Origin of the sequence: Kitasatospora sp. NBC_01246 (assembly GCF_036226505.1) — a bacterium.
Classification (GTDB): domain Bacteria; phylum Actinomycetota; class Actinomycetes; order Streptomycetales; family Streptomycetaceae; genus Kitasatospora.
In genome coordinates, this window is record NZ_CP108484.1 from 3166649 (window position 1) to 3182319 (window position 15671).

The following is a 15671-nucleotide window of genomic DNA, read 5'->3' on the forward strand; positions in this document are numbered from 1 at the left end:
GTACGCTCAAACGCTCAAACCCGAACCCCTATAGCGTGCCATGCGCCCGCCCCTGCTTCGGCACCGGAAGGCGGGTTGGGCGCACCGCCGGCTGTCCGGTCCCGGACACCGGGGTGGGAACCGGCTCCCGCGGGGTCGCCCGGTCCGCCTCCCGCCCGGCCTCGGCGGCGGCCTCCCGCGGGTCGCGCCCGGCCGCCGCCGGCTCCCGCAGCCGGGCCGACCGGGGGTCGGCGGGCCGGGCCGGGGCCTCGCCCTCGGGCCACCGGGCCAGCAGCAGCGCGAACGCCGCCGAACGGCCCGCGCAGCGGGCCAGCAGCTCGTCCGCGTCCGTGAGCCCGGCCGCGGCGCGGGCCAGCACCGTCCGGGCCCGCGCCGGGCGCTCGGCCGCGCAGTGCTCGGCCAGCCGCTCCACGACGGCGGCGAGCACCTCCTGGTCGCCCTCGGTGGCCAGCAGGGTGTCCAGGAGTTCGCAGCGCAGGGCGTCGGCCTCGGCATCGGCCACCGGGACCGCCAGCACCTGGGCGAACGGCCGCCGCACCGCCACCGGACCGGCCGCCAGGGCGCTGCCGAGCAGCACCCGCAGCTCCAGCCGGGCGGCCGGTCCCCCGGCGGCGCCGCGCGTCAGCCGGCGGCCCAGGTAGTCGACGGCGACCGCGCCCGCCAGCGCCGGGCGCTCCCGCAGCAGCCGGGCCGCCAGTTCGGCGCCGCGCCGGGTGGCCTGCGGCGTCCGGGCGTCGGCCAGCACCCGCAGCGTCTCGGCGACGGCCGCGCCGGGGGCCGCCAGCCGCTGCGCGAACGCGGCCAGGACGGGCTCGGGGTCGCTCTCCAGCGCCGGGGCCAGCGCCCGGGCGGTCAGGAAGCGGTCCTCGCCGTGCCGGTACGCCGCCAGCGCGGCCGGGAGGTGCCGGGCCCGGGCCCGCGGGTCGCGCACCAGCAGCGCCAGCGCGGCGCCGTGCAGGCACGGCTCCTCCTCGCGGGCGAGCAGGGCCAGTGCGGCGAACCGCAGCAACTCCGGTCCGGCCCCGCGCGCGTACGGCGCGGCGCGCAACGCGTGCACGGCGGCGGCGACGTGCCGCTCGGGCCGCCGGTCGTGGCTCCAGCGGTCCACGGCGCGGCAGAGTGCCGACGGCTCCTCACCGGCGAGCACGGTGAGCAGCGCGTCCGCCCGGGGGTGCGCCGCGTCGGCCAGCGCCTCCGTCAGGTCGTCCAGGGCCAGCGCGCGGTGGTGGTACAGCAGGTCGTGGGCGAGGTCGGCGACGGTGGTGCCGGGGCGGCCGGGCAGCCCGCGCGGGTCGTCGAACCAGGCGCAGAGCAGCGGCATCACCCGGGCCGGGTCGGCGCGCAGCCGCTCGGCCGTGGCGGCGAGGAACGGCCGCGCCGGTCCGTCGGCGGTGACCAGTCGCCGCAGGAGTGCCAGTTCGCTCTCGACCGGCAGGCCCAGAGCAGTCCAGAAGCGCGGACCGAAGCGGCCCAGACCGGCCGCCGGGAGCCGCTCGAACCCGCCGGCCGCCGGTGCCACCTCGGCGATCCGGCCGGCCAACTGGGCGAGCAGCGCCCGGTGTTCGTCCAGATCGGGGCTGGCGGCCAGCCCGGCGGCGAGCAACCGGCCGGCCCACCAGCCGGGTTCGCTGCCCGGCGGGCGCAGGTCCAGCGCCCGCCAGAGCCGGTGCAGCCACGGGTCCAGGGCGGTGGCGCCCCAGGTCTCGGCCAGCCGCCCGAGCGCGGACGCCACCGGGGCGACGCGGTGCCGGGGCACCGTACGGGCCTCCCCCGGCGGCGGGGTGTCCTCGGCCTCGCCGAGGAGCAGCCGCAGCGCCGCGTCCAGGTCCAGGTGCAGGCCCTGAAGCCAGTCGGAGAACTCGCCGTGGGCGAGCCGGAAGCCCGGGCCCGCGGGCACGAACAGGCCCTCCGCCAGCACCGCGGCCGCCCAGTTGCCGGGTGGGAAGAGCTCCTCGAAGGCGGCCCGGCCGAGCCCGCCCTGCTCCGCGCCGAGCATCCGCCGGGCCGCCTCGTGCACCCGCCCGGCCACCGCGGCGGCCAGCCTGCGCACCCGGCCGGGCGACGGACCCGCCGGCCGCCCGGCACCCCGCCGGTGGGCGCCCGGGCGCCGGGGCCGCCCGTCGGCGGCGATCCGCTGGGCCACCCGCAGGCAGCAGAGGTCCAGGTGGGCCGCGAACAGCTCGCCGCGGCCCACCGGCTCCCCGCGCAGCCCCTGCGCCCACAGCTCCCCGGCCAGCCGGACGGCGAGCGGGTGGCGGGCGTCCGCGGCCGACGTCCAGTCCGGCGGCAGCCCGTAGCGGCGGCGCACCCGGTCGGCGGCCTCGGCCGGGAGCGGGCCGAGCCGGCGGACGGCGAAGCTCCCGGCCGCCCCCGCGCAGCGGCAGTCGGCCCCGGCCGGCCCGGCCGTGGTGCCGCCCGCCGGTAACTCGTCACCGTCCCACGGCTCCCGGTCCCACGGCTCCCGGTCCCACGGCGGGCCGTCCCCGCCGTGCCGCGGACACCCCGCCGGCGCCGTACCGGGCCCGGCCGCCGCGCGGTCGTCGTCGAGGCCCGCCAGCAGTTCCCAGGCCTCGTCCCCGCAGGCGGTGAGCAGCCGGGCCCCGACCGCCGTCAGCCACTCCCAGGCCGCCCGCAGCCAGGCCCGGTCGAGCGGGACGGGCGCCTCCTCGGGGCCGTCCAGCACGATCAGCAGCGGCCGCCGCGCGGCCGCGCAGAGGGCGGCCACGGCGTCCGGCCCGGGCGGCGGCCGGGTGCCGAGGCCGGCCGCCGCCGAGGCCAGCGCCCGCCGCACCGCCGCGGCGAGCGAGGCGTCCTCGGCGCGCAGGTCGGCGCCGCGCAGCCAGAGCGTGGGAAGCGCCCGGTCCTCGCCTCCGCGCCGGACGGCGAGGGCCGCGAGCTCGGTGGTCCGGCCGGAGCCGGGGGCGCCGACCAGCGCGGTGACCGTCGCCCGCGGATCGTCCCCGGCCAGGCCGTCCGGGCGGTCGACCCGGTCGGCGGCCAGGGCGGCCACCCGGCCGGGACCGGCCCCGGCGGCCGCCACCTGGGCGGCGGCCAGCCGCAGCACCCCCGCCAGGTTCAGCGCCGATCCGTACGCGGGGACACCGGCGGCGTTGCGCGCCAGCGCCTCGGCCAGCGCCGGCGCGCCCTCGCCCGACCCGCTGCCGTTCGCCGGGGCGGCGGTCAGCGCGCCGCCCTGCTCCGGTGCCCGCAGCGCCGGAGCGGCGACGCCGATCACGGCGCCGCTGCGGGCGTCCAGCACCGGCGCCCCGGCGGGCACCGGCCCGGCACCCGTGACGACCGGCAGGTCCAGCAGCAGCACCCCGCCCAGCAGGTGGAAGCGGTCGGGCCGGGCGTAGACCGCGCCGGTGACGCCCAGCACGCCGCAGCGCAGGGCGACCGTCCGCTCCCCCTCGCCGGTGAACGCGGGCAGCAGCACCTCCCGCCCGGCGGCCACCGCGCCCGGCGCCGCGATCGGCAGCGGGGGCACCGGCAGCCCGCCGACGCCGTCGGTCCGCAGCAGGGCCAGGCCGTGCCCGGGCAGCGGCAGGACGCTGTCCGGGCCCAGCACCCTGGTCTGGCCGCCCGGGGTGTGCAGGACGATCCGGTCGAGGTCCGCGACGCTCTCGTGCGCGGTGAGGACGGTCCCCTGCGGGTCCGCGACGAACCCCAGCCCGCGCAGTCGTCCGTCGAGGTCGCGGATCCGCAGCAGGTAGCGCCCCGGATCGTCCGCCACCCCGTCGCCGTCCAGTGCTCCCGGCATGCGTGCAGCCCTCCCGGCAGGGCCGAGCGGCCCGGGAGGCGGACGCGTCGCGGCGACCTGCTCGCCGCCCGGGAGCCTGCCCGGTGCCGGGCAGGCCCGACCGCACCCGCGCCGCTCACCACCGGGGTTCACCTCGCGCGCTCCCCCGTGCGGGTGAACCTCTCCGGCCCCGCTCCGCCAGGTGCCCGCGCGGAAGGCCGAGAGCCCCCCGCCGCCCCGGACGGGGGCGGCGGGGGGCTCGACCGGCACGCGGCCCGGAGCTCCCGGCGTCAGCCGACGAAGACGGCCACCGGCTTCGCCTGACCGCCGTGCTCCTCCACCAGCGCGAGGAACCGCCCGTCCGGCCCGTAGACCGCGATCGGACCGGCCACGCCCATCCCGGGTGCCTTCAGCCGGGCGCCGTGCGACAGCACCTTGGCCTGCTCGGCGTCGAGGTCCCAGCGCGGGAAGGCGGCCGCGGCGGCGTCGCCGATCGGCAGCACCTCCAGCGGAGCGCCGGCGTCACCGGTCACCGCCTCCTCCAGCTGCTCCAGGGTCCGGGCCGACTCCACGCCGTAGGGGCCCACCCGGGTGCGCCGCAGCGCGGTGAGGTGGCCGCCGACGCCGAGGCCGGCGCCGAGGTCGCGGGCCAGCGCCCGGATGTAGGTGCCGGAGGCGCACTCCACCGTCACGTCGAGGTCGATCACCGGGGTGCCGTCCTCGGCGACGGCGGCCCGCTGCTCGTGGACGGTGAAGGAGTGGATGGTGGTCGGCCGGGCCGCGAGCTCGAAGTCCTCGCCCTCGCGCACCCGCGCGTAGGAGCGCTTGCCGTCGATCTTGATCGCGCTGACCTTGGACGGCACCTGCATGATCTCGCCGGTGAGGGCGGCGATCCCGGCGTCGATGTCCTCCCGGCGCACGCCGTCGGCCGGCACGGACGCCGTGACCTCGCCCTCCCGGTCGTCGGTGACGGTGGTCTGGCCGAGCCGGACGGTCGCCTCGTAGGTCTTGGCGGTCAGCATCAGGTGGCCGAGCAGCCGGGTGGCCCGCTCGATGCCGATGACCAGCACGCCGGTGGCCATCGGGTCCAGCGTGCCGGCGTGGCCGACCTTCCGCGTCCCGGCCAGCCACCGCAGTTTGGCGACCACCCCGTGCGAGGTGATGCCCTCCGGCTTGTCGACGATGACCAGGCCGTCCGGGCCGGTTCCCTTGCGCTTCATCTGTTCTTTTCTCTGGAGGCTTCTCTGGAAGTGGTCAGCTGACGGGCCGCAGCGCGCCCCGGAACCGCTCCACCGCGTCGGCCACGGGCTCGCGGGTGGAGAATCCGGCCGCGAAGGTGTGCCCGCCGCCGCCGAGCCCGGCGCAGGCCGCCGCGACGTCCACCGCGCCCTTGGAGCGCGAGGAGCCCCGCAGCGTGCCGTCCGGGTCCTGCTTGAGCACCAGCGCGACCTCGGCCTCGGCCGGGCGGCGCAGGATGTCGATCAGGCCCTCGATCTCCTCGACGGTGACGCTGAACAGCGCCAGGTCCTGGTAGGGCACCCAGGTCCACACCAGGCCCAGGCCGCCGGCCGCGTCCGGCTCGTAGACGGCCCGGTCGAGCGCGGCCGCGAGCACCTTGAGGTAGCCGAAGGACGAGGTGTCCCACAGCTGCCGGGAGATCAGGTCGTGCCGGATGCCGGTGGCCAGCAGCCGCCCGGCGAGTTCGTGGGTGGCTGGCGTGGTGGCCCGGTACTTGAACGAGCCGGTGTCGGTGGCGACACCGGTGTAGAGGCAGGTGGCCAGGGACTGGTCCAGCTCGACGCCGAGCCGGCGCAGCAGCTCGTCCACCAGGACGGCGGTGGCCGGCGCGCTCGGGTCGATCAGCTGGTGGGTGCCGAAGCCGGGGTTGGAGGCGTGGTGGTCGATGACCACCAGCACCGGCGCGGCGAAGGCCTTCTCGTGCAGCAGGCCCAGCCGGCTCTCGGCGGCCACGTCGAAGCAGAGCACCAGCTCCGGGACGGCGGGCACCTCGGAGGCCGGCACGATCAGCTCCTGGCCGGGCAGGAAGGCCAGCGACTCGGGCACGATCTGCGGGTCGTCCCCGAAGGAGACCCGGACCTCGTGGCCCAGCCCGCGCAGGGCCAGCGCGGCCGCCAGGGCCGAGCCGAGCGCGTCGCCGTCCGGGCAGATGTGGCAGATGAGGTCGATGGACCGGGCGCGCCCGATCTCCGCGACCACCTGCTGCCAGACCAGCTCGAAGCCGGGCGCCTCGGCGCGCGGCCCCGGAAGCACCGCGAGGGCACCCTCCACCGTGGTGGTGGAGGACGCCCCCGCGACTGCTCCGGCCGTCGAACCGGTCGACGCCGGCTCACCTGCCATGACTACTCGTCCTCGTCGTCACGCTCGGACGCCGGGACCTTGTAGGGGTCCGCGTCACCGGCGTACTTCGCGCCCGCCGCGGTGGTGCGCACCGCGGCGTCGATGGCCCTGGCCCGGTCGAGCAGGTCGTCGATGTTCCTCGCGTTCTCCGGCAGCGCGTCCGCGACGAAGGTCAGCGTCGGGGTGAAACGCACCCCGATCTTGCCGACCTCGGAGCGGATCACTCCCTTGGCGCTCTCCAGCGCGGCGGCCGAGGCCTCGCGCTCGGCTTCGTCACCGAAGACGGTGTAGAAGACGGTGGCCTCGCGCAGATCGCCGGTGACCCGGGTGTCGGTGATGGTCACATAGCCCAGTCGCGGGTCCTTGATCCGGCGTTGCAGGGTCTCGGCCACGACCACCTGGATGCGGTCTGCGAGCTTGCGCGCCCTAGCGGTGTCGGTCACGTTGCCTCCTCGTGCAATGGGCCGGGTAACTCGGGCGTACTGCCTGCCCGTCGGGGCCCACGCCCCAAAGTACCGGCCCGCGCCCAGCCTTGTGGGCGCTCTCGGTCCTGATCTGTGTGAGAACGGCGACTCGCGCCGGTCCGTTCCGCAGACCTCATTCGTCGTCGTCGTTGTGGTAGCGCCTCCTGGCGGAGAGCAGCTCTACCTCGGGGCGGCCGGCGACCAACCGCTCACAGCTGTCCAGGATCTCGGTGACGTACCCGGCTTCGCCGGACACCACCGCCAGGCCGATCTCGGCCCTGCGGTGCAGATCCTGGTTCCCGGTCTCGGCAGCGCACACGCTGTACTTGCGCTGCAGTTCGGCCACGATGGGCCGCACGATCGAACGCTTCTCCTTGAGCGAATGTACGTCGCCCAGCAGCAGGTCGAAGGTGAGTGTTCCCACGAACATGTATGACAGGTCTCGCCGACCTGGAGGCCTCGGGGGCAGCCCTGGACCGGGCTGCTTCTCGTCATCGCTGACTACCCCAGGACCCTACACAGCGAGACCGGGGCCGGTCGACGGAAATACCACCCGTCGACCGGCCCCGGACACCACCCGCTTACGCGCGCGGCTTCTCGCGCATCTCGTAGGTCTCGACGATGTCCTCGACCTTGATGTCGTTGAACGACCCCAGGGTCACACCGGCCTCGAAGCCCTCGCGGACCTCGGTCGCGTCGTCCTTGAAGCGACGCAGACCCTCGATGGTGAGGCTCTCCGCCACGACCTTGCCGTCGCGGATGAGGCGGGCCTTGGCGTTGCGGCGCAGCAGGCCCTCGCGGACGATGACACCCGCGATGTTGCCGAACTTGGAGGAACGGAACACCTCGCGGATCTCCGCGGAGCCGAGGCGCACCTCCTCGTACTCGGGCTTGAGCATGCCCTTAAGGGCGTTCTCGATCTCCTCGATCGCCTGGTAGATGACCGAGTAGTACCGGACGTCCACGCCTTCCTTGTCGGCCGCGGCGCGCGCACGGCCTTCGGCGCGCACGTTGAAGCCGATGATGATGGCATCCGAACCCATCGCCAGGTTGACGTCGGACTCGGTGATCGCACCCACACCGCGGTGCAGGATGCGGAGCTCGACCTCCTCGCCCACGTCCAGCTTGACGAGGGCGTCCTCGAGGGCCTCGACCGAACCGGAGACGTCACCCTTGATGATGAGGTTGAGCTGCTCGATCTCGCCCGCGGCGATGGCCTTGTCGAGGTCCTCCAGGGACACCCGGACCCGGCGCTGCGCGAACGCGGCGTTGCGGTCGCGGGCCGAGCGCTTCTCGGCGATCTGGCGCGCGGTGCGGTCCTCGTCGACGACGATGAAGCTGTCGCCGGCGCGGGGCACCGAGGTCAGACCGAGGAGCAGCACCGGACGGGACGGGCCGGCCTCGGCGAGGCTGTTGCCGTTCTCGTCCAGCATCGCGCGGACGCGGCCGTAGGCGTCGCCGACCACGATCGAGTCGCCGACGCGGAGGGTACCGCGCTGCACGAGCACGGTCGCCATGGCGCCGCGGCCCTTGTCGAGGTGGGCCTCGATGGCGATACCCTGCGCGTCCTGCTCGGGGTTGGCCCGCAGGTCCAGCGAGGCGTCCGCGGTCAGGACCACGGCCTCCAGCAGCTGGTCGATGTTGAGGCCCTGGCGCGCGGAGATGTCGACGAACATGGTGTCGCCGCCGTACTCCTCGGCCACCAGACCGAACTCGGTCAGCTGACCGCGGACCTTGGTCGGGTCGGCGCCCTCGACGTCGATCTTGTTGACCGCGACCACGATCGGCACACCCGCGGCCTTGGCGTGGTTCAACGCCTCGACCGTCTGCGGCATGACACCGTCGTTGGCCGCGACCACCAGGATCGCGATGTCGGTGGACTTGGCACCACGGGCACGCATGGCGGAGAACGCCTCGTGACCCGGGGTGTCCAGGAAGGTGATCGGGCGCTCTTCGCCGTTCACGATCGTGGCCACCTGGTAGGCACCGATGTGCTGGGTGATGCCACCCGCCTCGCCGGCCACCACGTTCGACTTGCGGATGGCGTCCAGCAGTCGGGTCTTACCGTGGTCGACGTGACCCATGACGGTGACGACCGGCGGGCGCGGGGCCAGCTGGTCCTCGTCGCCCTCGTTGGCACCGAAGTCGATGTCGAACGACTCCAGCAGCTCGCGGTCCTCGTCGTCGCGGCTGACGATCTCCAGGATGAAACCCATCTCGCCGGCCAGCAGCTCGAGGGTCGCGTCGGAGACCGACTGGGTCGCGGTGACCATCTCACCGAGGTTGAACATCACGGAGACGAGCGCGGCCGGGTTGGCGTTGATCTTCTCCGCGAAGTCCATCAGCGAGGCGCCGCTGGACAGGCGAACGGTCTGGCCGTTGCCGCGGGGCAGCATCACACCGCCGACGGACGGGGCCTGCATGGCCTCGTACTCCTGGCGCTTCGCCCGCTTCGACTTGCGACCACGGGCCGGACGGCCACCGGGGCCACGGCCGAAGGCACCCTGCGTGCCACCACGGGCACCCGGGCCGCCGGGACGGCCGCCGAAGCCACCGGGACGCGGACCGAAGCCGCCGCCGCCACCGGGGGCACCGCCACCGGGACGGGGGCCGCCGAAGCCACCGGTCGGGCGCGAGCCCGGACCGGCCGGACGACCGGCGAAGCCCGGACGGGCGCCACCGGCGCCACCCGGACCACCGGGACGGCCGCCGGGGCCACCGGGGCCACGGCCGCCGGGGCCCGGACGCGGGCCCGGAGCCGGACGCTGCGGCATCATGCCGGGGTTCGGACGCGGCATGCCGGACGGGCTCGGGCCACCGGGACGCGGACCGGCCGGGCGGGGCATGCCGTCGGGACGCGGGGCGCCACCGGGGCGCGGCGCGCCACCGGCGCCGGGGGCACCGGCGGGACGCGGACGGTCGCCACCGGGACGCGGACGGTCACCGGCGCCGGGGGCACCGGCGGGACGCGGACGGTCGCCACCGGGACGCGGACGGTCACCGGCGCCGGGGGCACCGGCGGGACGCGGACGGTCGCCACCGGGACGCGGACGGTCACCGGCACCGGGGGCACCGGCGGCCGGACGGGCACCGGGCGCGGCCGGACGGCGGTCGCCGGGGCGGGCCATTCCGGTCGCGCTGCCCGAGGTGAACGGGTTGTTGCCCGGGCGCGGGCCGGCCGGACGCGGGCCCGGACGGGCACCACTGCCGGCGGCGGGGCCGGCCGGGCGCTGGGCCTGCGCGGCCGGGCGCTGGGCCTGGGTCTCCTCGGCCGGGGCCGGGGAGGAGAACTCGGCCGCCGGAGCAGCCGGGGCCGCGGGCGCGGCGGCGGGGCGAGCCGCCGGGCGCGGGCCCGGGGTCGGCGCGCCGGCCGGGCGCGGAGCGGCCGGGGCGGCCTGGGCGGGTGCGGCCGGGGCGGCGGGCGCCGCGGCAGCGGGGGTGGGACGGGGTCCCGGGGTCGCGGCAGGGCGCGGACCCGGGGTCGGGGCACCCGGCCTGGGTGCGGCCGCACCGGCGGCGGAACCGCCGGCGGGCTGGGGCGCCGCGGGCTTCCGCGGGCCAGGCTTGGCAGCGCCACCGGTGGGGGCGACTCCCAGCGCGTCAGTCAACTTGCGTACGACCGGCGCCTCGATGGTCGAGGACGCCGAACGGACGAACTCACCCAGCTCGGTCAGCTTGGCCATCACGGCCTTGCTCTCCAAACCAAGTTCCTTGGCGAGTTCGTAAACCCGGACCTTAGCCACTTCACTCCTGATCTATGAGTCCGGGGTGTCTCGTCCGCCGGACCGTCGCTACTTCATGGGCGTACCCATCGCGTACTCATCGCGTACTCATCGAGTGCTCATCGCAATCTCGACCTACTTCCACATCGCGAGGTACCTGACTGGTGGCACGGCGTGCGGCTGCCCGCGCACTGTGCTTGGTGCGGTGGTTCTCCGCCGCGTGGAGCGGCGGCCGTAACGGGGAGGTGCCCGCCAGAGGCCTGAGGAAGCTCAGGGCGCCGGGGTGTCGCCTGCCCGCTCCCCGATGTACTCGCGGAGCCGCTCGGTGTCGAGTGTGCCCTGGAGCCGGAAGGCCCGGGGGAACGCCCGACGGCGGACCGCGAGGTCGAGGCAGGCCGGATCGGGGTGCAGGTGCGCGCCCCGGCCCGGCAGCGCGCCACGCGGATCGGGGACGCAAACGCCCTCGACCGCCGTGACACGCAACAGCTGGTGCTTGGCCGCGCGCTTGCGGCAGCCCACGCAGGTGCGTTCCGGGCGTGCTCGGACGTGCGTCCGGCCAGACGAAGGCAAGTCTACCCCTCCGAAGGGACATGGCGCCGCCCCGCCGATCCGGGGTGGAACGGCGGGGGGCGGTGGAACGGTGGTGCCCGGGCGCGACTACTCGGCCGAGGACTCCCGGCCGCCGTCGTCGGACTGCCCCTCGGTGTCCGGGCGGATGTCGATCCGCCAGCCGGTCAGGCGGGCGGCCAGTCGGGCGTTCTGGCCCTCCTTGCCGATCGCCAGCGACAGCTGGTAGTCCGGCACGATCACCCGTGCGGAGCGCTGCTGGAGGTCCACGATCTCGACGCTCGTCACCCGTGCGGGGGACAGTGCCGCGGCGACCATCTCGCGCGGGTCCTCGGACCAGTCGACGATGTCGATCTTCTCGCCGTGCAGCTCGCCCATCACCGCGCGCACCCGGCTGCCCATCGGGCCGATGCAGGCGCCCTTGGCGTTCAGCCCGGACCGGCGCGACCACACCGCGATCTTGGTGCGGTGACCGGCCTCACGGGCGATCGCGGCGATCTCGACGCTGCCGTCGGCGATCTCCGGCACCTCCAGGGCGAAGAGCTTCTTCACCAGGCTGGGGTGGGTGCGCGAGAGCGTCACCGACGCGCCGCGCACGCCGCGTCGCACGGCCACCACGTAGCACTTGAGACGGGTGCCGTGCCGGTAGTCCTCGCCCGGGACCTGCTCCTGCGGCGGCAGGATGGCCTCCAGCTTGCCGATGTCCACCAGCACGTTCTTCGGGTCGTTGCCCTGCTGGACGACACCGGTGACGATGTCGCCCTCCTTGCCCGCGTACTCGCCGAAGGTCTGGTCGTCGGCGGCGTCGCGCAGGCGCTGCATCATCACCTGGATGCCGATGCTGGACGCGATCCGGCCGAAGCCGCTCGGGGTGTCGTCGAACTCCTTCGGCTCGACGCCCTCGTCCAGCTCGGCCGGGTCCTCGGTCGCCCAGACCGTCACGTGGCCGGACTTGCGGTCCAGCTCGACCCGCGCGCGGCGGCGCGAGCCCTCGGTGCGGTGGTACGCGGTGAGGAGGGCCGACTCGATGGACTCGACCAGCAGGTCGAAGGGGATGTTCTTCTCGTTGACCAGCGTGCGCAGGGCACTCATGTCGATGTCCACGGCTACGCCTCCTCGTCTTTCGTCACGTTCGTCATGGTGCGGTCGGTGGGCAGGTCGTCACTGCGCACCGTCGTCCCCCTCCTCGGCGCCGTCGTCCGCCGAGTCGTCGTCCACGAAGTCCTGGGCCTGGTCGAGGAGCTCGTCGTCCTTGCGGTTGAACTCCACCTGGACGCGCGCCCGGGACACCTCGGTGTACTCCAGGCGGCGCTCCTTGGGCCGGCCGCGGCCCTTCACCGGCTGCACCTCGACCAGCGCGCCGTCCTCGTCCGCCTCCAGCACCCGGGCGACGATCTCCCCGCCGTCGACCAGGTGGATCGCGGCCAGCCGGCCCTCGGCCCGGCGCCAGTGGCGGGGCTCGACCAGCGGGCGCTCCGCGCCCGGCGAGCCGACCTCCAGCACGTACGCGCCGGTGCCCATCACGTCGGAGGTGTCCAGGGCCTCGCCGACCACCCGGCTGAACTCCGCGATGGCGTCCAGATCCACGCCGCCGTCGGCGTCCACGTCGATCTGCACCTGGCGGCGGCTGCCGGCCTGGGTGACCTTGACGTCCTCCAAGTCCAGGCCCGCCTGGGCGGCCAACGGCTCCAGCAACGCACGCAGCCGGTCGATGTGGGTGGTGCTCATCCGGGTGGACTCCTCGGCCGCGTCTGCTGTTGTCAGAGGGCGCACCGCGCCGTCCGGCGCCGCTCGGGCGCAGGCCGGGTCGCGGCAGCTCGGCCCAAATCCTATCCGGTGAAGTCGCCAACCACCGATTCCGGACCACGTGCGGGCGCCCGGGCGCCACCCACTGCGAGCAAGGTCACACCGGTGGGGCGTGGTCCAGGGCCTGGGAATCCGGGGCCGGACCCGTGAGGATTCTGTAATCATTCACGCCAACGAGGGCACGCAGGCCGTCCTCCCGCACACGCCCCGGAGTGACCGCGATGCAGCCGCCCAGCCGACGGACCCTGCTGGCCCTCGGACTGTTCCTCGCCACCGGCGGCGCCCTCGCCGCCTGCACCGGCTCCCCCGACGAGGGCGGCGCGGGCGGGGGCGAGCACCGGCGGCCCGACCCGGACGAGCCGGTCCGGCTGCGCGCCGTCGACGCCACCGACGCGCTGCTGGCCGGGTACGACGCCCTGCTGGCCGGGGCCGGGGCCGGGCAGGCCGGGCAGCTCCAGCCGCTGCGGGCCGAGGTGCTCCAGCACCGGGCCGCCCTGGCCGCCGGGCTCCCGGGCCCCTCCGCCTCCCCGTCCCTGTCGCAGTCCACGTCCCTGTCGCCGTCCGCCGGCGGGTCCGGGTCCCCCTCGGGATCCCCCGGGTCGTCGTCCGCCACCGCCCCGGCCCCGCCGGTGGCCACCGTCGCCGCGCTCGCCGCGCTGGAGCGGCAGACCGCGCAGACCCGGCTCGCCGACCTCGGCGCCGCCTCGCCGGGGCTGGCCCGGCTGCTCGCCTCGGTCTCCGCGGCCGGGGTGCTGCACGCCGTCGCCCTGGGCGACACCGCTCCGGCCGCCGCCCCGCTGCCCGGGCCCACCGACCCGCCCGGCGGGCCCGCCACGCCGTCCGGCACCGCCCCGGCCTCCCCGGACGCCTCCCCCGCCCCCTCCGGCGGCACGGCGGGCACCGCCCCGGAGGCGCTCACCGCCCTCCAGGGCGCGCTGGCCGCCGAGCACGCCGCGATCTACGGCTACGGCGTGGTCGGCGCCCGGCTCCCGGAGGACCAGCAGCGCACCGACGCGCGGACCGCCCTGGCCGCCCACCAGGCCCGGCGGGACGCCTGGCAACGGCTGCTCGGCGGCGCCGGGGCCACCCCGGGCGCGGCGGCGGCCGGCTACCAGCTGCCCTTCGCCGTCACCGACGCGGCCGGCGCCGGCCGGCTGGCCGCGCACCTCGAAAGCCGGCTCACCGCGGTCTACGCCGACCTGGTCGCCGCCGTCGCCGCCCCGCAGCGCGGCAGTGCCGCGGACGCGCTCCGCGACTGCGCGCTGCGCGCCCGCCGCTGGGGCGCCGCCCCGACCGCGTTCCCCGGCCTGCCCGACCCCGCCGGGACGCCCGCCACGACGGGCCCCGCCACCGCCGGCCCCGACCCCGCAGGCCCGGCCGCCTGACCCCCGGCACCGCCCTGACCTGCGGGCGCGCCGCCACCGCTGCCACCCCGAATCGCTGACCTGCGGTTTCACCGCCATGGCCGACAATGGACGGGTAGCACCACGGGGGAAGCACAACCGGAAGGCCGGCATGTCGGGAGCACCAGGGCAGATCACCGTCCCCGCATGGCTGGCGCGCAGCGTCGGCGCGGACGAGGAGGGCCGGCACTGGCTCACGGGCCTGCCGGCCCGGGTCGGCGCCGGGCTGGCACGCTGGGACCTCACCCTGGAGCGGGTGGCCGACCCGGGCGGCAGTCTGAGCCTGATCGCCTACGTGCACCGCGACGACCTGAGCCCCGCCGTCCTCAAGACCGGGCTGGTCACCCCGGAGACCGACCGGGAGCACGCCGCCCTCGCCCAGTGGGCCGGCCGCGGCGCCGTCCTGCTGCTGGCCGCCGACCCCGCCGAGGGGTCGCTGCTGCTGGAGCGGCTGCACGGCGACATCCCGCTGCGCTCGCTGGCCGAGCCGAAGGCGATGCTGGAGGCCACCAGCCTGCTCCACCGGCTCTGGGTGGAGCCGCCCGGCGACCACGGCTTCGCCACCCTCGCCGACCGGACGGCCACGACCGCCGCCGGACTGCGCCGGCGCGGCGCGCTGCCGGGCGCCGCCGAGGCCGCCCCGCTGGTCACCGAGGCGCTGGCGGTTGCCGAGGGGCTCTGCGCCTCGGCCGACGAGGAGGTGTTGCTGCACGGCGATTTCCACCACGGCAACGTGCTCGCCGCCGACCGCGCGCCCTGGCTGGCGATCGACCCCCGGCCGCTGGTCGGCGAACGCGCCTACGACCTGGCCCGGCTGGCCCTGGACCGGGCGGACACCCTGGTCGGCTCCCCTGGCGTCCCCGCCGCCGTCCGCCGCCGGCTGCACCAGCTCGCGGACGCCCTGGACGTGGACCGGGACCGGCTGCGCGGCTGGACGCTGTTCCGGGCGGCCGACCTCGGCCTGCGCGCCCTGGCCGCGGGCCGCCGGGAGGACGCCGAGCTCTACCTGGAGTTCGCCGGCGCGCTCTGAGCCGGTCCGGTCCCCCGCAGCGGCAGCTCCGCGCCCATCACCGCGTACAGGCGCTCGGTGTTGGGGAAGTGCACCGCCCGCGCGAGGTCCCGGTAGCCGAGCGAACGGTAGAGCCGGCGGGCGGGCGTCTCGGCGTCGATCGCGGAGAGGATGGTGCGCGACAGCCCGGAGCGCGCGCAGAGGGTCCTGATCAGGGTGGAGCCGATGCCCTGCCCCTGGAACTCGGGCAGCACGTGCAGTTCGGTGATCGCGAAGACCTCGTCCAGCCACGCGCCGTGGCCGCCGGCCTCCAGATAGGGCTGGATCACGGTGCTCCACCAGTGCTCCCGGCGGTTCGGCATGCCGTAGCCGAAGCCGACCAGCCGGCCGCCGCTGAGCGCGCCCAGCGCGATCACCCCGGGCTGCTGGGCGTGCCGCCCGACGATGTGCAGCCGGACCAGGACCTCCTCGGGGGTCAGCCCGAACGCCACCGCCTGGACGTCGAGCGCCTGCGGAGCCCATGCCGCAAGGTCGATGGCCTCGATCGTCACCCCGGTCAGCTGATCCATGCCCCGGACGTTACTACCCGTCCGGCCCCCCACG

12 protein-coding genes are annotated in these 15671 nt (G+C 76.1%); 2 read left to right on the forward strand and 10 right to left on the reverse strand.

Features of this window, described 5'->3' with window-relative positions; all coding sequences use genetic code 11:
- Nucleotides 1-28: 28 nt before the first annotated feature.
- From OG618_RS13805 to rimP, 9 genes are all read right to left on the reverse strand, one after another.
- Complete coding sequence (locus OG618_RS13805) at nt 29-3760, reverse strand: serine protease (RefSeq protein WP_329487708.1); 3732 nt, start codon at nt 3758-3760, stop codon at nt 29-31.
- A 269-nt stretch (nt 3761-4029) separates the two neighbouring features.
- Nucleotides 4030-4959 (reverse strand): tRNA pseudouridine(55) synthase TruB, encoded by a 930-nt coding sequence (gene truB / locus OG618_RS13810; protein ID WP_329487709.1) that lies wholly within the window; start codon nt 4957-4959, stop codon nt 4030-4032.
- 34 nt (nt 4960-4993) lie between these two features.
- Nucleotides 4994-6097, reverse strand: a complete 1104-nt coding sequence (locus OG618_RS13815) for a DHH family phosphoesterase (RefSeq protein ID WP_329487710.1) — start codon at nt 6095-6097, stop codon at nt 4994-4996.
- A 2-nt stretch (nt 6098-6099) separates the two neighbouring features.
- Complete coding sequence (gene rbfA / locus OG618_RS13820) at nt 6100-6540, reverse strand: 30S ribosome-binding factor RbfA (RefSeq protein WP_329487711.1); 441 nt, start codon at nt 6538-6540, stop codon at nt 6100-6102.
- Between the two features lie 154 nt (nt 6541-6694).
- Complete coding sequence (locus tag OG618_RS13825; protein ID WP_329487712.1) at nt 6695-6991, reverse strand: DUF503 domain-containing protein; 297 nt, start codon at nt 6989-6991, stop codon at nt 6695-6697.
- A 151-nt stretch (nt 6992-7142) separates the two neighbouring features.
- Complete coding sequence (infB, locus tag OG618_RS13830; RefSeq protein ID WP_329487713.1) at nt 7143-10304, reverse strand: translation initiation factor IF-2; 3162 nt, start codon at nt 10302-10304, stop codon at nt 7143-7145.
- 249 nt (nt 10305-10553) lie between these two features.
- Nucleotides 10554-10802 (reverse strand): YlxR family protein, encoded by a 249-nt coding sequence (locus OG618_RS13835; protein WP_329487714.1) that lies wholly within the window; start codon nt 10800-10802, stop codon nt 10554-10556.
- 138 nt (nt 10803-10940) lie between these two features.
- Entirely contained in the window at nt 10941-11954 is a 1014-nt protein-coding gene (gene nusA, locus OG618_RS13840) for a transcription termination factor NusA (protein ID WP_329487715.1), read from the reverse strand.
- A 57-nt stretch (nt 11955-12011) separates the two neighbouring features.
- Entirely contained in the window at nt 12012-12578 is a 567-nt protein-coding gene (rimP, locus tag OG618_RS13845) for a ribosome maturation factor RimP (protein WP_329487716.1), read from the reverse strand.
- 1013 nt (nt 12579-13591) lie between these two features.
- Between rimP and OG618_RS13850 the strand changes: the two genes are divergently transcribed.
- Nucleotides 13592-14041, forward strand: a complete 450-nt coding sequence (locus OG618_RS13850; protein ID WP_442906942.1) for a ferritin-like domain-containing protein — start codon at nt 13592-13594, stop codon at nt 14039-14041.
- Between the two features lie 130 nt (nt 14042-14171).
- Nucleotides 14172-15089, forward strand: coding sequence for an aminoglycoside phosphotransferase family protein (locus tag OG618_RS13855; RefSeq protein WP_329487717.1), 918 nt, complete (start codon nt 14172-14174; stop codon nt 15087-15089).
- Here the strand turns inward: OG618_RS13855 and OG618_RS13860 are convergent.
- Nucleotides 15062-15637 carry a GNAT family N-acetyltransferase gene (locus OG618_RS13860; RefSeq protein ID WP_329487718.1) on the reverse strand — a complete coding sequence of 192 codons (576 nt, stop codon included), beginning with the start codon at nt 15635-15637 and terminating at the stop codon, nt 15062-15064. The two genes, OG618_RS13855 and OG618_RS13860, sit on opposite strands and share 28 nt — an antisense overlap.
- Nucleotides 15638-15671: the final 34 nt, after the last annotated feature.